The sequence below is a fragment of the Nocardia sp. NPDC020380 genome (assembly GCF_044386975.1).
GTDB lineage: Bacteria > Actinomycetota > Actinomycetes > Mycobacteriales > Mycobacteriaceae > Nocardia.
This window is the reverse complement of the sequence record NZ_JBIRVQ010000003.1, coordinates 454,328-471,446: the sequence shown is the minus strand read 5'-3', so window position 1 is coordinate 471,446 and position 17,119 is coordinate 454,328. Positions and strand designations below refer to the sequence as shown.

The 17,119-nt window shown below is 67.4% G+C and carries 16 protein-coding genes; 10 read left to right on the top strand and 6 right to left on the bottom strand.

The window, feature by feature from the left end; genetic code table 11:
- Positions 1 to 119: 119 nt before the first annotated feature.
- Positions 120 to 1,133 carry an alpha/beta hydrolase gene (locus tag ACH438_RS09730; protein ID WP_397003195.1) on the top strand — a complete coding sequence of 338 codons (1,014 nt, stop codon included), beginning with the start codon at positions 120 to 122 and terminating at the stop codon, positions 1,131 to 1,133.
- 38 nt (positions 1,134 to 1,171) lie between these two features.
- Here ACH438_RS09730 and ACH438_RS09725 read toward each other — a convergent pair whose 3' ends face one another.
- Together ACH438_RS09725 and ACH438_RS09720 are read right to left on the bottom strand one after the other, a co-directional pair.
- A complete protein-coding gene (locus ACH438_RS09725) occupies positions 1,172 to 1,414 on the bottom strand; it encodes a hypothetical protein (protein WP_397003193.1) in 243 nt (80 codons plus the stop codon).
- Between the two features lie 169 nt (positions 1,415 to 1,583).
- A complete protein-coding gene (locus ACH438_RS09720) occupies positions 1,584 to 2,846 on the bottom strand; it encodes a PucR family transcriptional regulator (protein WP_397003191.1) in 1,263 nt (420 codons plus the stop codon).
- A 167-nt stretch (positions 2,847 to 3,013) separates the two neighbouring features.
- On the opposite strand from ACH438_RS09720, the gene ACH438_RS09715 reads away from it, so the two are divergent.
- A complete protein-coding gene (locus ACH438_RS09715; protein WP_397003189.1) occupies positions 3,014 to 3,682 on the top strand; it encodes a DJ-1/PfpI family protein in 669 nt (222 codons plus the stop codon).
- Between the two features lies 1 nt (position 3,683).
- Here the strand turns inward: ACH438_RS09715 and ACH438_RS09710 are convergent, their stop codons facing one another.
- The 3 genes from ACH438_RS09710 to ACH438_RS09700 form a co-directional block, all read right to left on the bottom strand.
- Positions 3,684 to 4,337 carry a histidine phosphatase family protein gene (locus ACH438_RS09710; RefSeq protein ID WP_397003187.1) on the bottom strand — a complete coding sequence of 218 codons (654 nt, stop codon included), beginning with the start codon at positions 4,335 to 4,337 and terminating at the stop codon, positions 3,684 to 3,686.
- 170 nt (positions 4,338 to 4,507) lie between these two features.
- A complete protein-coding gene (locus tag ACH438_RS09705) occupies positions 4,508 to 5,812 on the bottom strand; it encodes a sensor histidine kinase (RefSeq protein WP_397003185.1) in 1,305 nt (434 codons plus the stop codon).
- Positions 5,809 to 6,495, bottom strand: coding sequence for a response regulator transcription factor (locus ACH438_RS09700; RefSeq protein WP_397003182.1), 687 nt, complete (start codon positions 6,493 to 6,495; stop codon positions 5,809 to 5,811). Before ACH438_RS09700 ends, ACH438_RS09705 begins: the two co-directional genes overlap by 4 nt.
- 335 nt (positions 6,496 to 6,830) lie before the next feature.
- Between ACH438_RS09700 and nrdF the strand changes: the two genes are divergently transcribed.
- The gene (gene nrdF, locus ACH438_RS09695) at positions 6,831 to 7,802 is read left to right on the top strand and encodes a class 1b ribonucleoside-diphosphate reductase subunit beta (protein WP_397003726.1); all 972 of its coding nucleotides are present in this window, start codon (positions 6,831 to 6,833) and stop codon (positions 7,800 to 7,802) included.
- Between the two features lie 234 nt (positions 7,803 to 8,036).
- Positions 8,037 to 8,288 carry a hypothetical protein gene (locus tag ACH438_RS09690; RefSeq protein WP_397003180.1) on the top strand — a complete coding sequence of 84 codons (252 nt, stop codon included), beginning with the start codon at positions 8,037 to 8,039 and terminating at the stop codon, positions 8,286 to 8,288.
- A gap of 79 nt (positions 8,289 to 8,367) precedes the next feature.
- Here ACH438_RS09690 and ACH438_RS09685 read toward each other — a convergent pair whose 3' ends face one another.
- Positions 8,368 to 9,474, bottom strand: coding sequence for an ABC transporter substrate-binding protein (locus ACH438_RS09685; protein ID WP_397003178.1), 1,107 nt, complete (start codon positions 9,472 to 9,474; stop codon positions 8,368 to 8,370).
- A 187-nt stretch (positions 9,475 to 9,661) separates the two neighbouring features.
- On the opposite strand from ACH438_RS09685, the gene ctaD reads away from it, so the two are divergent.
- From ctaD to ACH438_RS09655, 6 genes are all read left to right on the top strand, one after another.
- Complete coding sequence (gene ctaD / locus ACH438_RS09680; protein WP_397003176.1) at positions 9,662 to 11,398, top strand: cytochrome c oxidase subunit I; 1,737 nt, start codon at positions 9,662 to 9,664, stop codon at positions 11,396 to 11,398.
- Between the two features lie 143 nt (positions 11,399 to 11,541).
- Positions 11,542 to 13,395, top strand: coding sequence for a chloride channel protein (locus ACH438_RS09675; RefSeq protein ID WP_397003173.1), 1,854 nt, complete (start codon positions 11,542 to 11,544; stop codon positions 13,393 to 13,395).
- A 32-nt stretch (positions 13,396 to 13,427) separates the two neighbouring features.
- The gene (locus ACH438_RS09670) at positions 13,428 to 14,375 is read left to right on the top strand and encodes an NAD(P)H-dependent flavin oxidoreductase (RefSeq protein WP_397003724.1); all 948 of its coding nucleotides are present in this window, start codon (positions 13,428 to 13,430) and stop codon (positions 14,373 to 14,375) included.
- 112 nt (positions 14,376 to 14,487) lie between these two features.
- The gene (gene serB / locus ACH438_RS09665; RefSeq protein WP_397003171.1) at positions 14,488 to 15,735 is read left to right on the top strand and encodes a phosphoserine phosphatase SerB; all 1,248 of its coding nucleotides are present in this window, start codon (positions 14,488 to 14,490) and stop codon (positions 15,733 to 15,735) included.
- 55 nt (positions 15,736 to 15,790) lie between these two features.
- Complete coding sequence (locus tag ACH438_RS09660; protein WP_397003169.1) at positions 15,791 to 16,276, top strand: protease inhibitor I42 family protein; 486 nt, start codon at positions 15,791 to 15,793, stop codon at positions 16,274 to 16,276.
- A 98-nt stretch (positions 16,277 to 16,374) separates the two neighbouring features.
- The gene (locus ACH438_RS09655) at positions 16,375 to 17,118 is read left to right on the top strand and encodes a peptidyl-tRNA hydrolase (RefSeq protein WP_397003167.1); all 744 of its coding nucleotides are present in this window, start codon (positions 16,375 to 16,377) and stop codon (positions 17,116 to 17,118) included.
- Position 17,119: the final 1 nt, after the last annotated feature.

The following is a 17,119-nucleotide window of genomic DNA, read 5'->3' as shown; positions in this document are numbered from 1 at the left end:
GGGCAACAGCGCCCCGCCCGGGTGGCGGTGAATGGCCCAGATCTTTATCGAATCGACACCTTCGCATCGGGGCCCGCCCTAGCCTCGGTGCTCGAGCGAACCCTACGGGAGGAGTGGCGATGTCGGACATCGTGCAGCGGCGGATGATCGCCGGAGCCGCGGTCGTGATGGCAGCCCTCGCGATACTGCCGGCGGGCGAGGTACGGGCGACGCCACCGATGCACGGGCTCACCGCGCACGCCGGAGTCATCAGCAGCGAACAGATAGGGCCGCAATGGGAACGGGTGCAGGTGCACTCGGCCGCGATGAACCGGACCCTGTCGGTGGATGTGCTGCACGGGTCCGGGGACGGCCCGCGCCCGACGCTCTACCTCCTGGACGGCGTTGACGCGGAACCGGTTTCGGACTGGCTCACCAAGGGGAACGCCGCGGACTTCTTCGCGGACAAACCGGTCGACGTGGTGCTGCCCTCCGGCGGCACCGGCAGCATGTACACCGACTGGCTGCGTCCCGACGCGGCGCTCGGCGTGAACCGGTGGGAGACCTTCCTCACCGCGGAACTGCCCGGAATCATCGAGCCCTACCTGCATTCGGACGGCCGGCGGGGTATCGCGGGCGTCTCCATGGGAGCCCAGGGCGCGATGATGCTGGCGCACCGGCATCCCGGCTTCTATCAGGCCGTGGGCGGTTTGAGCGGCTGCTACTCCACCGTCGACAGCACGGGGGCCGCGGTCACCACGCTGACCGTGGAATCGCGCGGCGGCAATGTCGCCAAGATGTGGGGACCGCCCGGGACTCTGGACTGGCTCACTCATGACAGTCTGCTGGGCGCGGCGGCCTTGCGCGGCACGGTGATACATCTATCGGCCGCGAGCGGCCTGCCCACCTCGCTGGATCTGAACCAGATCCTGCAGTCCCCGAATCCGCTCGGCGCGCTGCAGCAGGCGGGCGGGGGAGTGGCGCTGGAGGCCGGGGCGCGGATCTGCACGGAGACCTTCGCGCGCCGCCTGGCCGATCTCGGGATTCCGGCGACCGTGGACTATCTGCCCGCCGGTATCCACGACTGGACGGATTTCTCCGTCCAGCTGGGGCCGATGTGGCAGACGCTGTCGACCGCGTTCCCGGCGCAGTAGCCCGGGGCCGCGGGCAAGGGATCGCCGGCGGTGAATCCCTAGTGCCGCAGGCCGTATCGCGGTAGTCGGCGCAGGCCCGGCCGGAGCCGGCCGTCGACGGTCACGACCAGTCCGGCATGCACCGCGGCCATGGTGAATTCGCTCGCCTCGGCCCAGGTGGCGGCGTATTCCATGGTGAGTTCGGCGCCGTCGGCCGGTGTGCCGAGGTAGACGGTCACCCTGTGCGTCAAAGCTTCCCCCGAGCTGTCGAAAAGTATTCTGTCCTCGGCGATTCCGGTCATACCTGCTCCTTCGTCCGGATGGTGCCTTGTACCGAAGGTAGGGGTAACCGGCTGTCACAGACGGTGTTTCGCAGGGTGCTTTGAGAACTCACAAGAGCGTCGCGAGTTTTGTTGTTACTCGTCGGAACAGAAACATGGGCTGGTCTGAACAGGGGATTCGGGTTGTGGCTCAGCCTGCTTCGTAGGTGCGGGCCACCAGCGCCGAGCGTAGGTACCAGAGGCCGGAAGCCTGGGTCGGGTCGAATCCCGTGAGCTGGCCGATCTTCTTCAGTCTGTAATCGACCGTATTGGTGTGCACGTGCAGCAGCCGCGCGGTCCGCTGCCGATTGAGATTGTTGCTGATGTGCACCTGCAGCGTCTCCAGCAACTCCGGATGCTCTTCCAAGGTGTCCAGCAATGAACCCAGATGATCGCGCCCGGGACCCGGCCGCGTCAGCTGATACTCCAGCGCCAGCTCGTCGAAGCGGAACAGCCCGCGCACCAAGCCCAATCGCTGCACGATATCGAGCAGCTCGTGCGCCTGATCGGCCGCATCCGGCAGCCGCGGCGGCGGCGCCGACACCAGGGTCGCGGTCACCGGCACCTGCGCGGCCCGGGACAGATGATCCACCAGGGCATCCAGCGCCTCGTCCGAACCTTCGGTGACCGGCACCAGAATGGTCCCGCCGTCCACGCTCAGCAGGGACAGCGCCAGCCCGGTACAGCGGGTGGCCAGTTCGGCCTGCACCCGGCGCAGCTTGCGCCGCGCCACCACCTTGCCGTCCACCGCCGGATCCTGCTCCTCCGGATGCGCCGGAATCGATACGGCCAGCACGTGATACGAGTCGGCGATCTCGATACCGCATTCGCGCGCCATGGTGGAGGTGCTGTGCCCGCCCAGCAGCGCCGAGGTGAGCGTGTGCACGGCGGTGTGGTGTTCGCTGACCACGGAACGCAATTCGCGCACATACGCCATCGCCACCGCCGAGGTCATGCGATCCAGCAGTTCGACGACGATCTTCGCGCCGTCCATCATGTTCATGAAATCGGTGACGGAGAGCGCGAGGGTGGTTTCCCCGTCCGGTTCGTTCTGCCGGATGTGCTGCGTCGCGGCGGACGAGATCACCAGCTCGAAACCGATCTTGAAACCCTCGTGGATGGCGTGATGGATGGTGTCGATCGGAATGCCCTCGCGTGCCCACTGCGCGGCGGCCTGCTCCAGGCGCTTGGTCTTCTCCGGGAGGTCGCGGCCGTCCAGCATGCCCACCGCCAGCTCCAGGCAGGTGCGGGTGATGGTGGTGACATCGCCGTGAATGGCGTCGCCCGGCAGCGTGCCGCACGGCGCCACCGTCTCCACGAAATGACCCACCATGTGCTGCGCCAGCCCGCGGACGTCCTTGAGCGGCGAGGAAATCGGGGTTCCCGACACGGTGAGCGGGATGTCGACGGACATGACGACTCCTTACTTCCACCCCCGGTAAGCCAGTCCCCGGACACAGAACGGTAACGCATGGCCGGGGCTCCGGCGATGGGGTTCGATCAACCGCTGTGATGCGGCCCGAGATCAGCCATACCCACGCTGTGAAGGTTCATAACCCGGCACATGGGACGATCGGCGGCATGGGTGAGACCACGCGCACCATCGGAATCCTGCTCTTCCCCGGCGTCGAGGAACTCGACTTCGCAGGTCCGTGGGAGGTGCTGGCGTTCTGGACCCGCACCTGTCCCGAGGACGGCTGGCAGGTGATCACCCTTTCCCGCGACGGGGCGCCGGTGGAGTGCGCCAAGGGCCTGAAGGTGACACCGGACCACTCCTTCGGCACCGCACCCGATCTCGACGTGCTCGTCTTCCCCGGCGGCATGGGCACCCGGCCCCTCGTCCACGACGAACCCACCCTCGACTGGCTGCGCGCCCGCCGCGCGGATATCCCCCTGATCACGAGCGTCTGCACCGGCGCCCTGGTATTGGCCGCCGCCGGGCTGCTCGCCGGGCGCGCCGCCACCACGCACTGGCTGTCCCTCGACACGCTGGCAAAACTGGATCCCACCATCGACATTCGCCCCGATGACCGTTTCGTGGACGCCGGCGACATCATCACCTCGTCCGGCGTCTCGGCCGGCATCGACATGGCTCTGCACCTGCTGCGGCGCCTCGCCGGTGACGAGCGCGCCCGCTGGGTGCGGCGCGGCATCCAGTACGACCCGGAACCGCCCGCCGCCACCGCCTGGCCCGCGGGCGCGACCTGGGCGCCGCCCGCGGTGGATCCGGCCGCGCCGCAACCGCGTTGAGCTAATCCAGATGCGACGTGTCGTTGTAGGCCACACGTCGCATTTCGGACCCGGCCCGTTCCCGCCGCGAAATCGACCCGTTCGCAATCCGATCCGACTCGATCGCCAGAATGGCCTGCTCGTCCAGGCCCTCCAGGATGGAGCGCAGCATCACCACGACGATGTCGTGCGCGAAAACCAGTACATCCCCGGATAGTTCGGGCAGCAGGGTCCGCAGCCGCAACGCCACATCGACCCACGACTCACCACCCGGCGGCCGATAGTAGAACGGCCCCAGCCGTTCCCGCTGCCGATGCTCCACCGGATACCGCCGCGCGATCCCCGCCCCCGTGAGCCCGCCCAGCACCCCGTTCTCCCGATCCCGCAACCGCTCGTCGATCCGGAATTCGGGCGCCGGCACGGATTGCAGTGCGATCCGCGCGGTGTCGCGCGCCCGCAGATAAGGCGAGCAGTACACCGCGGTAGCCCGCTCCCCCCGCTGCAACAACCAGGCCCCCACCAGCCCCGCCTGCATCTGCCCCCGCTCCGACAGGGGTGTATCCGCATCCCGCCCACCCTTGTCGAACTCCTCCGCCCCACCCCGCAACGCCGCCGCCAGCGCAGCATTCCCGGTGCTCTCCCCATGCCGCACCACAGTCAGCGATTCCAGCCCCATACCCGCCCCTCCGCCCGGCTCTACCCTGCGCGCGATGCTACCCGCGTACACCGACCATCCAGCCTCCGCGCGCCGGTGAGAACTCGCTCGCCCTCAGCCGAACCTGCAACTGTCGAACGCCGTGCGACGCAGGGAGATCCGCCGCGCCGGTGACCGACCTGCCGTCGATGCTAGAGGCGGGCGGCGGTGGGGGAGTTGGCGGTGATGTCGGCGGGTGGGAGCCAGAGGGTGGCTATGGTGCCGCCGCCGGCCGCGGGTTCGATGGAGGCGTTGCCGCCGTGGGCTTCCGCGACCCAGGCGACGAGGGCGAGGCCGATACCGTTGCGGCCGCTGCGGCCCGCGGCGCCGCGGTTGAAGGGGCTGGCGGACATGACCGGGTCCACGCCGGGGCCGTGGTCGCGGATGCTGACGCGGCCCTCGGCGACATGGACTTCGACGGGGGCGGCGCGGTTGACGGCGCCGTGAGTCAGGCCGTTTTCGAGCATGTTTCGGATGGCGAGGCTGAGCAGTTGCGGGTCGCCGACGACCACGCTCGGGTGGACGGTGACCGTGATGCGGGGGTCGCCTGCCTCCTCGGCGACGGCTTCGGCGAGTTGGTCGAGGCGGAGCATGGTGCGTTCGGGCTCGGCGATGCCGGATTGCATGCGGGCGCGGGCGAGCAGGCCGGTGACGAGGCGGGCCATGCGGTCGGCCAGGCGGCGGGCCTCGGCGAGGGTTTGCTGCACCTCTTCGGGTTTGGGGCGGGATTCGGTGAGGAGCTTCAAAGTCGTGAGGGGCGTGCGCAATTCGTGTGCGGCGTCGCCGAGGAACTGCTCGTGCTCGTCCAGCATGCGGACCGCGTGGCGCAGGCTGCGGCCGGAAAGGAAGAACGCCGCGGTGGTGGACAGTAGCACCAGCAGGCCGCCGCCGATGATCAACTCCCACACCAGGTTCCGGTGCGCGCCCGGATTCGCCATGGCTTCCGAGCCGGCCAGGATGACCACCACATTGTCCCAGTCCTGCCAGTACACCGGGGTGCCCGCGATCCGCACCGGCCGGCCGGTGATATCGGTGGCGGAGTACAGGTCCGAGGCGTAGAGGATGCCGTCGGAGTGATCGTCGGTCTGGGTGGCGAAGGTGGACAGCTGATTGTCGTCCGGCATGAGCGACCGCTGATAGGTGTGCGCCTGCTTCCAGGGTTCACCCGCCTTGTGCACCATCACCACGACGCCGGTGGACCCCTTGGCGAGCTGATCGTCGATCACCGTCGAAAGGTCCAGTGCCCGTTTGTCATCGTGCTGAATGGCCCGCGCCAGCCCGCCCGCCACCGCCTCGACCTGCCGGTCGGCCGCACTCGCCCGCGCCCGCGCATCGATACCGGACGCGACGAAACCCAGCACCAGCACGGCGGTCAGCGTGATCACCGCGACCATGGCGGTCATCATCCAGCGGGCCCGCCGCAGCCTGGCGACCGCCGGCGACCGGTGCGCGCTCACCGCTGCGCCATCCCGGACACGGCCTCACCCGAGATGAGAAACCCACTACCGCGCACGGTTTCGATTACGCACGGCTCCCCGAGTTTGCGGCGCAGCTTGGCGACCACCGCGTCCACCACATTGGAGGCGGGTTCCGCCATTTCGTCCCAGCAGCATTCGATGAGATCGGTGCGCGAGACCACGCTGCCGCGCCGGGACGCGATGAGCTCGAGGACGGCGAATTCCTTGGGCGTCAACGACAACAGGATCCCGCCGCGCGTCACCCGCCGCCGCATCAGGTCGATATCGATGTCGCCCAGCACGATTCGCGCGGCGGCCGGTTGCTCGCGGCGCCGGCACAGGGCGCGCACCCGCATCACCAGCTCGGGTAGCGCGAACGGTTTGGTCAGGTAGTCGTCGGCGCCCTGTTCGAAGCCGGCCAGCCGATCGTGCAGGCCGTCGCGGCCGGTGAGCATGAGCACCGGCACCGTGTGCCCGGCGCGCCGGGCGCCCGCGACCAGGTCGAGGCCGTCGCCGTCGGGCAGGCCGCGGTCGATCACCAGGCAGTCGTAGCGATTGATGGCGATCTTGAAATCGGCGTCGGCGATATGGTGTGCGTGGTCCACCGCGAACCCCGCCGAGCGCAACCCCTCGGTCACTTCACGGCAGAGCTGCTGGTCGTCCTCCAATACCAAAACGCGCACAGGGCCAGAGATTAAGCCATGCGGGTACGCGCGCCCAATGCCGCGGAGGGCCTGCTTAGCGGAAAATGATCGAAAAATTATGGCTCGGGGAACTATCGGCAATCTTCGTGGTGGACGCCGCCACGCCCGGCCCCTGCCGCTGTGGCGGAACACACGCCTGTAATTTGCTGGTCCGGAGGATGTACTGGCACACGATTTCCGGCATCGCCCCAGCACAGCTCGATGACCTCACTGGGACACAAGGTCTTGTGCTGCAAGGAGCTGACGTCCCCAAGTAGTAGTGTTTCAGTCACGGGAATGGGTGAGCTGAGAGGATGACTGTGGACCACACGACGATGCGTGTCACCAAGGTGATCGACCGGGTATCGGCGATCAACTGGAACCGCGTGCAGGACGACAAGGACGCCGAGGTCTGGGATCGGCTCACCGGCAACTTCTGGTTGCCGGAAAAGGTCCCGGTCTCCAACGACATCCCCTCCTGGGCCACGCTGACCCCCAGCGAGAAGCAGCTGACCATGCGGGTTTTCACCGGCCTCACGCTGCTCGACACCATCCAGGGCACCGTCGGCGCGGTCAGCCTCATCCCCGACGCGCTCACCCCGCACGAGGAAGCCGTCTACACCAATATCGCGTTCATGGAGTCGGTGCACGCCAAGAGCTACAGCCAGATCTTCTCCACGCTGTGCTCCTCGCGCGAGATCGACGAGGCCTTCCGCTGGTCCGAGGAGAACCGGAACCTGCAGCGCAAGGCCGAGATCGTGCTCGACTACTACAACGGCGAGGATCCGCTCAAGCGCAAGGTGGCCTCCACCCTGCTGGAGTCCTTCCTCTTCTACTCCGGCTTCTACCTGCCCATGCACTGGTCCTCGCGGGCCAAGCTCACCAATACCGCCGACATGATCCGCCTGATCATCCGCGACGAGGCCGTGCACGGTTACTACATCGGCTACAAGTTCCAGAAGGGCCTGGAACTCGTCTCCGAGGCCGAGCGCGAGGAACTCAAGGCCTACACCTTCGAGCTGCTCTTCGAGCTGTACGAGAACGAGGTCGAATACACCCAGGACCTCTACGACGAGGTCGGCCTCACCGAGGACGTCAAGAAGTTCCTGCGCTACAACGCCAACAAGGCGCTCATGAACCTCGGCTACGAGGGTCTCTTCCCCAAGGACGAGTGCGACGTGAATCCCGCCATCCTGTCGGCCCTTTCCCCCAACGCCGACGAGAACCACGACTTCTTCTCCGGCTCCGGCTCCAGCTACGTCATCGGCAAGGCCGTCAACACCGAAGACGAGGACTGGGAGTTCTGACCTCCCCCGCCTCTCCGTGCCTTTTGCGCCGGGCTGAGAGCCGTGGGCTGTCGGGCATGCGGGCCGGCGGTTGGGAGCCGACCCGATTTCGGGGGTACCCGGTGAGTTACCCGCATCTCACGAAATAAGTCGTTACGTGCCATGAAGACACAGCGGCCCCGGGCGAAAGGCCCGGGGCCGCTGTGTCTTTCGCGTTCACGAAACGGTCATGATGCGCCTGGTGAACTTCGTGTCATGCAGATCAAGAAAATCTTCGCAGCCGGTGTTCTGACCCTCGGATTCGCGGCCCTCGGCGCCGGTACGGCGCACGCCGCCCAGCAGTGGGACGACGGCCCGCTGGCCGCCGGCGAGAACTGCGACGACCACGCCAACAACAATGACTGGACCTACAACGGCGCCTCGGTGAAGGGGCAGCCCGGGGTGACGTACTCGTGCCCCGTGCAGGGCGACGGACTGCCGCATTTCATCATCACCACCCCCAACTGATCCATCGAGTGGGTTCGAAAGAGAAGCCCGGCAATCCGATTCCTCGGATGCCGGGCTTCCGCGTCTCTGCGGGGCGGGGCTAGTCGGAGACGTAGTTGTTGAGCGACTTGCTGATGTCGAAGACCAGGGCGCGGGCCGCGGTGATGCCGGAGCCGTGCCAGATGCTGTCGTCCACCGCGAACTCGCGGCGATCGGCGACGGCGCCGAGCTTCTTCCAATCGTCGCCGTTCATCACCGATTTGCCGTAGCTCAGGCCGTCGGCGCCGTCGAACATGACGTAGACGATGTCGCCCTCGACCTTGATCCGGTCCGCCTGCGCGCTCAGCGAGGTCAGGTCGAAGGAATTACCGCGCTGCGGCTGCGGCCGCTGCACACCCGTGTCACCGAGCACCTGACCGGCGAAACTGTTGCCGCCCTGCACCTGAATGTCCTTGGCGCCGAAGCGGATCACCGAGGCCTGGGTGAGACCGGCGTTCACGGCCGCGCCCGCGTCCCGGGCGGCGGTGCGGTAGTCGTCGAGGTCCTTCTCGGCGGCGGTGTGCCGGCCCAGGGCCTCACCGATCGCGCCGAACTGTTCCTGCCAGCCGGCGTCGGGGGCGACCAGCACGGTCGGGGCGATGGCCTTCAAGGCGTCGTACTGCGGGCCGTCGGCGGCCGCGCCGATGATCACATCCGGTTTCAGCGCCGCGATTTTCGCCGGATCGATACTGCCGACCGCGCCCACGCCCGGGATGGCGGAGATGCCCGAGCCCAGGTAGGCGGGTTGCGGGGTGGGGCCGGAAACCGTTGCGGCGCCGACCACTCGCTCCCACAGGCCCAGCGCGCACGCGGCGTCGAGGGCGGCGGTGGAGAGCACCACGATGCGTTTCGGATCGGTGGGCACCTCGGAGACGCCCGCCGCGTGCGCGATCGACCGTGTCGCACCGGCGCCCGCGTCGACCGCGCTCGGCAGCCCGCACGCCTGGGTGGTGTCGCGGTCGATGCCGACCACGCCCGCGCCCGCGATGACCGTGGTGGTGCGCACAATCGAGCTCTCGGAATCATCGGTCTTGCTGCAGCCCGCCACCAGACTTGCCGCAAGCACCGCCGCAGCGGCCGGAAGCAGCCCCCAACTGCGCAAACGGCGCAAAGAGGACGGGGTGGAGGCGAACGTGTTTCGGGTGGAAGCGGACTCGCGCACCGGCATGGCTGGCAGCGTACAGCCGCTTGCGCCGACACCCAATTACGACACAGAGTAGGACCAGCCCGCGACCGCTGTGGGAGCACAGTTTACGATTCACGAAGCGCAAGCAGCCCGTCGTTCGTCCAGGCACGAATCCGGACGCCGGAAGCAACCGCGACGCACGACCAAAAGGCACCTGTCAGGAGGTTCAGTGACTGCCGTAGAGCCACGCCCAGTCCAAGAAGTGGAAGCGGCTCGGCCATACCCGCAACGGACGGGGCCGAAGGGTTCGTTCATCTACAAGATGGTCACCACGACCGACCCCAAGGTTCTTGGTGTCATGTACTTGGTGACGGCCATGTCGTTCTTCCTCGTCGGCGGCATCATGGCGCTGCTCATGCGCGCCGAGTTGGCACGCCCGGGTCTGCAGTTCCTGTCGCCGGAACAGTTCAACCAGCTGTTCACCATGCACGGCACGATCATGCTGCTCTTCTACGCGACCGCGATCGTGTTCGGCTTCGCCAACATCGTGCTGCCGCTGCAGATCGGCGCGCCCGACGTCGCCTTCCCGCGTCTGAACGCCTTCAGCTACTGGCTGTACCTCTTCGGCGGTTCCATGGCGGTCGCGGGCTTCGTGACCCCGGGTGGTGCGGCCGACTTCGGCTGGACCGCGTACGCCCCGCTGTCGGACATCGTCCACTCGCCCGGCGTCGGCGCCGACCTGTGGATCCTGGGCCTGGCCGTCTCCGGTCTGGGCACCATCCTCGGTGGCGTCAACATGCTCACCACCGTGGTCTGCCTGCGCTGCCCCGGTATGACCATGTTCCGGATGCCGATCTTCACCTGGAACATCGCGGTCACCTCGGTGCTCGTGCTGCTGGCCTTCCCGCTGCTCACCGCGGCCCTGTTCGGCCTCGCGTACGACCGGCACCTGGGTGGTCACATCTACGACCCGGCCAATGGCGGCGTGCTGCTCTACCAGCACCTGTTCTGGTACTTCGGTCACCCCGAGGTGTACATCATCGCGCTGCCGTTCTTCGGCATCGTGTCCGAGATCTTCCCGGTCTTCTCGCGTAAGCCGATCTTCGGCTACACCACGCTGGTGTACGCGACGCTGGGTATCGCGGCACTGTCCATCGCCGTGTGGGCGCACCACATGTACGCCACGGGTGCTGTTCTGCTGCCGTACTTCTCGTTCATGACGTTCCTGATCGCGGTTCCGACCGGTGTGAAGTTCTTCAACTGGATCGGCACCATGTGGCGGGGTCAGCTGACCTTCGAGACGCCCATGCTGTTCAGCATCGGCTTCCTGGTCACGTTCCTCTTCGGTGGTCTGTCGGGTGTCATCCTGGCCGCGCCGCCGATCGACTTCCACGTGTCCGACACCTACTTCGTGGTGGCGCACTTCCACTACGTGCTCTTCGGCACCATCGTGTTCGCGACCTTCGCGGGCATCTACTTCTGGTTCCCGAAGATCACCGGCCGGATGATGGACGAGAAGCTGGGCAAGTGGCACTTCTGGACCACGTTCATCGGCTTCCACACCACGTTCCTGGTGCAGCACTGGCTGGGCAACATGGGTATGCCGCGTCGTTACGCCGACTACCTGCCGACCGACGGCTTCACCACCCTGAACACCATCTCCACGATCGGTGCCTTCATCCTGGGTGCGTCGATGCTGCCGTTCATCTGGAACGTCTTCAAGTCGTACCGGTACGGCGAGGTCGTGACCGTGGATGACCCGTGGGGCTACGGCAACTCGCTGGAGTGGGCCACCTCGTGCCCGCCGCCGCGGCACAACTTCTACGAACTGCCCCGTATCCGTTCGGAGCGGCCGGCATTCGAGCTGCACTACCCGCACATGGTGGAGCGCATGCGCGCCGAGGCGCACGTGGGCTGGGGCTCCAAGTCCCACACCGTGAAGGAGATGGACAAGATCTCCAAGTAATCGCTTACGCGACAACCGGAGCGGCCCCGGGCACTGCACAGTGCCCGGGGCCGCTTTCGTATATCTGCAGCCCCGGCTAGGTGATTTCCAATGTCCTGTGCAACAGTTGCTATGTGCACGGATGAGGGATTGGAGTGCCGGACATGGGAGAACAGACCGCCAGCGGGAAACAGATCCGCGACGTAGGACATCTGGCGGACTTCACCGCCACACCCCGGATGCTGTACATCGCGGCCCTGGCCGTACCGATCGCGGCACTCGGCACCGGCGCCGCCTGGGCGCTCTCCCGGCTCATCGGGCTGATCACGAATCTCGTGTTCTATCAGCGCATCGACACCAAACTGGTGGCGCCGGGCGCGATCCACCACAATCCGCTGCTGGTGCTGGGCGCACCCATCGTGGGCGGACTCATCGTCGGGGTCATGGCCCGCTACGGCTCGGAAAAGATTCGCGGGCACGGCATGCCCGAAGCCATCGAGGCAATCCTGCTCGGCGGCAGCAAGGTTCAGCCGCGCGTCGCGGCGCTCAAGCCGATCTCGGCGGCGGTGTCCATCGGCACCGGCGGGCCGTTCGGCGCGGAAGGGCCGATCATCATGACCGGCGGCGCGCTCGGCTCACTGCTGGCCCAATTCCTCCACCTCACCGCGGACGAACGGAAGACGCTGCTGGTCGCGGGCGCGACCGCGGGCATGACGGCCACCTTCAACACGCCTTTCGCGGCGCTGCTGCTCGCGGTGGAACTGCTGCTGTTCGAATGGCGGCCACGGAGTTTCATTCCCGTCGCGGCGGCCGTCTCGGTCGCGGCGCTGCTGCGCGCGCCGATCATGGGACACGGCGTGCTGTTCCCCAGCCCGGGCACACTGCATGTGACACCGCTGGCGTGCCTGCTGTGCGTGGTGTCCGGCATCGCCTCCGGACTGCTCGCCATCGTCGCCACCACGCTGGTGTACGCGTCCGAGGACGGTTTCCGGCGGCTGCCCGTGCACTGGATGTGGTGGCCGGCCATCGGCGGCGTGATCATCGGCGTGGGCGGGCTGTTCGTGCCGCAGGCGCTGGGTGTCGGCTACGACGTGATCGGCGCGGAACTGGACGGGTCCATCGGACTGGGACTGGTCGTGGGAATCCTGGTGGTGAAGACGCTCATCTGGTCGCTGTCCCTCGGCTCGGGAACCTCCGGTGGCGTGCTGGCCCCGATGTTCATGATCGGCGGGGCGTTAGGCGCATTGGAGTCACACGTGTTCCCGACTGTCGGACACGGCTTCTGGGCGCTCATCGCGCTGGCGGGTGTGCTGGGCGGCGTCATGCGCTCGCCGCTCACGGGCGTGGTCTTCGCCATCGAACTGACCCACCGCTTCGATGCGCTGTTGCCTCTGATCATCGGCGCGTCGACCGCCTACGCCGTCTCGGTCCTCCTCCTGAAGCGTTCGGTCCTCACCGAGAAGATCGCCCGCCGCGGCTACCACCTCTCCCGCGAATACGACGTCGACCCCCTGGAGATCCTGTTCGTCAGCGAGGTCATGCGCACCGACGTCCACACCTTCCGTGAAGAGGTCACCACCGGTTCCGCCCTCTCCGGCCTGTCCGGCTACAACCCCGACGACCGCGGCAGCCGCCACCAGCGCCTCTACCCCGTCCAGGACGCCGAAGGCCACCTCGCCGGCGTAGTCACCCGCTCGGCCCTCGAAATGGCGGTCCACACCGGCTCGGTCGACGTCCCTCTCTCCGAATTCGTGATCCCACCCCTGGTCGCCCACCCCGACGACACGCTCCGCCACATAGCAATGGTCATGGCCGACAACGACATAGACCGCATGCCCGTCGTAGACCGCGACGCCCCCGACACCATCCTCGGTATGGTCACCCTGACCATGCTCCTGGCCGGCCGAGTCCGCGACCTCTCCGAAGCCCGAGACACCGAACGAGTCTTCCGCATCCCCCTCCCCACCTGGCGCCCCGACCGCCGCCACACCCCCACCCCGGACACAGCCGCCGCCTGACGCCGGAGGATCACATGCCCAACCCCACTGAAATCCTGTCCACACCGTGGTCTAGGGACTTCGGACTGCCGCTGCCCGTTGTCAATGCGCCCATGGGTGGCGTCGCGGGCGGGCGGCTCGCCGCGGCGGTCACGGCGGCCGGGGGACTGGGCATGATCGGGATGGGCAGCGGGGGATCGGTGGCGGCGCTGGAACGTGAACTGCCGCATGTGCAGGATTTGGCGGGGCGGTTCGGTATCGGCCTCGTCGATTGGGTGGTCGCGGCGCGGCCGGGGCTGCTCGAGGCGGCCATCGCCGCCCTGCCCGCGCTGATCTCGGTCAGTTTCGGTACCGACCTGTCGTGGGTGACGGCCGTGCGTGATGCCGGAATCCGCACGGCGACACAGGTTTACGATGCGGAGGACGCGCGTCGCGCACAGGATGCCGGGATCGATCTGCTCGTCGCTCGTGGAGAAGAGGGTGGCGGGCATGGTGCGGCAGGTCTGGCGACCTTGCCACTGCTGGACGAAGTGCTCGCGGTAGCCGAGACTCCGGTGCTCGCGGCGGGCGGCGTCGGCGGGCCTGCGAGCCTGGCCGCGGTGCTGGCCGCGGGAGCGAGCGGCGCCTGGCTCGGGACCTGCCTCGCCGCGTGCACGGAATCGCTGCTGTCCGATGCCGGTCGAGCTGCCCTTGTCGCTGCCGAGGGCGGTGCCACAGTGCTGACCCGCGCAGTTGATGTCGGGCTCGGATTGCCTTGGCCCGCAAGGTTCCCCACGCGAGTCCTGCGCAATTCCTTCACCTCCCGCTGGTCGGGCCATGAGGCCGCGCTGGCCGAGGATGCCGCGGCGCGCGGCGAGTTGGTTGCCGCCATCGCTGCCGACAACCTCGATATCGCGCCGGTGGATGCCGGCGAGGGTGTCGGGGCCATCCGTGCGATCCGCCCGGTCTCCGAGGTGCTCGGGGAAATGTGTTCGGGCGCGGCCCGGCTGCTCGGGGCGTGATACCCGCCACCAGCGCGGCGGGCGGCGCGGGTGTTCGGTCGGGCACCTGACAGAATGAGCTGCGCTGCCGCTAGGCGGGTGGTGGTGAGGTCAGCGAGAACGGAGTTATCGATTGAGCACAAGCGCAGGGAGGTGGAGCGCTGAGACGACTGTTCTGGTCACGGTTACGGGGCCCGACAAGCCGGGCGTGACGTCGGTATTGCTCGCGGCGCTGTCCAATAATGCCGTCAGCTTGCTGGATGTGGAGCAGGTCGTGATCCGGGGGCGGTTGACTCTGGGTGTGCTGGTGTCGTGCCCGACGGATCCGGAGGCGCTGCAGGATCAGCTCGAGGACGCGATGGCGACTGTCGGCATGAATGTGGATGTCGAGATCGGCGCGAATTCTGTTGCGGGCGCGCGGCTTTCGACGCATGCGGTGGTGGTGCTGGGTAGTCCGGTCACCGCTCGCGCGTTCAGTGGGATCGCGCGCAAGCTGGCCGAGCAGGGCGTCAATATCGACTCCATCCGGGGTATCGCCGACTATCCGGTGACCGGCCTCGAACTCCTGGTCACCGTGCCGAAAGCGGGCGAGGACACCGAGACCAAGCTGCGCACCACCCTGTCGGCCGTGGCCGCCAAGGAGAGCGTGGACATCGCCGTCGAGCGCGCGGGCCTGGCCCGCCGCGCCAAGCGGCTCATCGTCTTCGACGTGGACTCCACGCTGATCCAGGGCGAGGTCATCGAGATGCTGGCCGCGCACGCCGGCGTCGAGGACGAGGTCCGGCAGGTCACCGAGGCCGCCATGCGCGGTGAACTCGACTTCGCCGAATCGCTGCGCCAGCGCGTCGCCACCCTGGCCGGCCTGGACGCCTCGGTCATCGACGAGGTCGCCGATCAGATCGAACTGACCCCGGGCGCGCGCACCACGATCCGCACGCTGCGCCGGCTGGGTTTCCGCTGCGGTGTGGTGTCGGGCGGTTTCCGTCAGGTCATCGAACCCCTCGCGCACGAGCTGGAATTGGATTTCGTGCAGGCCAACACCCTCGAGGTGCTGAACGGCAAGCTGACCGGCAAGGTGCTCGGCGAGATCGTGGACCGCGAGGCGAAGGCGGTGGCGCTGCGCCGTTTCGCCGCGGAAACCGGTGTGGCCATGGATCAGACGGTCGCGGTCGGCGATGGCGCCAATGACATCGACATGCTGAACGCGGCCGGCCTGGGCATCGCCTTCAATGCCAAGCCCGCCCTGCGCGAGGTGGCCGATGCCGCGCTCTCGCACCCGTACCTGGACGCGGTGCTGTTCATCCTGGGCGTCACCCGCGACGAGGTGGAGGCGGCCGACGCGAGTGACGGCGGTATCCGCCGCGTGCCGTTGACACAGTAGGCGGCTGCCCTGGGTAGCGTGGTCGGTGTATTCCGGTCGCACTCAGGAGGCTTCGATGCGCATGCGTACACCCGTGCTGATGATGCTGGCCGGCCTGCTCATGGTGGCCGGCTGCGGGAAGAACGATTCGAGCGATGCGTCGAAGACGACGTCGCCCGCTGCCACCACCACCGCGTCCACGAGCGCGGTGAAACCGACCCCGGACGCGCACCCGGCCGTGCAGATCGGCGCGGATTCCGACGGTAAGGCGATCACGCTGGCCGCCGGTCAGGGTCTGGTCGTCACCCTCGTCGCGAATCCGACCACCGGATTCGCCTGGGCGCTGACCGATCTCGATCAGAACATCGTCAAGCAGAATGGCGCGGCCGAATACGAACAGGACCCGAATCCGGACGGCAAGGTCGGGGTGGGCGGTAAGTCGGTGCTGAATTTCGTCGCCGCCAATCCGGGCAGCACGCGTCTGGTACTGGAATACAAACGTTCCTGGGAGCAGGGTGTGCCGCCGGCCAAGACCTTCACGGTGAATCTCACGGTGCAATAGACGGCGCATCCGCGCCATCGAAACCGGTGTGGCAGCGACTTTTCGGCTGATGGTTAAGCTGGCGGGGGTCAATCGTTGTAGTCGAGGAGTGATGCCGGGTGTCCAGTATCGAGTCCACCATCGATGCCGGATTCGCGGCCAGGCACGCCGAATTGGCGCGCGGCTACGGCGGCGGGGGCGACCCGGACGATCCCGCACTGGTGCAGGCCATGCAAATGGTGTTGCACATCGAGAAGTCCGATCCGCCCGCCCGCAGCGCGCTGCTGGCGGCCGCGGCCATGGCGGTGGTGACGCTCTGCCTGGACGAACGGGTCGGTCCGGAAGGCGAATGGCAGGACCGCTACCTGGGCTGGAAGCGTTCCCGCATTCGCAAGGTTGCGCGCCGTGCCCGGGGCGCGCAATGGCTGGCCGCGCAGGAAGTCGACGGTCTCACCGTGGAATTCGCGGGCGCGCGGGCGCGGGCGCTGGTGCCCGGACCGGTCGGTGAGATCGATCCGCGGATCAAACGCCTGCAGATAGGCGGCACCGAACTACCTTCCGATGAGCTGGGAGTAATTGATTCGGAATTCCCGGTGCTGTGGGTGAATGCAGAATTGGGTATGACTGTAGGCAAGGCCGCCGCACAGGTCGGGCACGCGAGCATGCTGCTCGCGGGCGCCATGCCGGTGCAGCGGGCATATGCCTGGGCCGGACAGGGTTTTCGCTGCACGGTCGCCGAGGCGGATCCCGGACGGTGGGCGCGTTTGCTGCGGCGCGTCGCCGACGGTACCGCGGTGCCGGTGCGTGATGCCGGTTTCACCGAGGTGGCGCCCGGTTCGACAACGGTGATCGCGGTGGCGTGAA

Coding starts and splice junctions, on each gene's coding strand:
- ACH438_RS09730 (WP_397003195.1), top strand. CDS start 120: ATGTCGGACATCGTGCAGCGGCGGATGATCGCCGGAGCCGCGGTCGTG.
- ACH438_RS09725 (WP_397003193.1), bottom strand. CDS start 1,414: ATGACCGGAATCGCCGAGGACAGAATACTTTTCGACAGCTCGGGGGAA.
- ACH438_RS09720 (WP_397003191.1), bottom strand. CDS start 2,846: ATGTCCGTCGACATCCCGCTCACCGTGTCGGGAACCCCGATTTCCTCG.
- ACH438_RS09715 (WP_397003189.1), top strand. CDS start 3,014: ATGGGTGAGACCACGCGCACCATCGGAATCCTGCTCTTCCCCGGCGTC.
- ACH438_RS09710 (WP_397003187.1), bottom strand. CDS start 4,337: ATGGGGCTGGAATCGCTGACTGTGGTGCGGCATGGGGAGAGCACCGGG.
- nrdF (WP_397003726.1), top strand. CDS start 6,831: ATGCGTGTCACCAAGGTGATCGACCGGGTATCGGCGATCAACTGGAAC.
- ACH438_RS09690 (WP_397003180.1), top strand. CDS start 8,037: ATGCAGATCAAGAAAATCTTCGCAGCCGGTGTTCTGACCCTCGGATTC.
- ACH438_RS09685 (WP_397003178.1), bottom strand. CDS start 9,474: ATGCCGGTGCGCGAGTCCGCTTCCACCCGAAACACGTTCGCCTCCACC.
- ACH438_RS09675 (WP_397003173.1), top strand. CDS start 11,542: ATGGGAGAACAGACCGCCAGCGGGAAACAGATCCGCGACGTAGGACAT.
- ACH438_RS09660 (WP_397003169.1), top strand. CDS start 15,791: ATGCGCATGCGTACACCCGTGCTGATGATGCTGGCCGGCCTGCTCATG.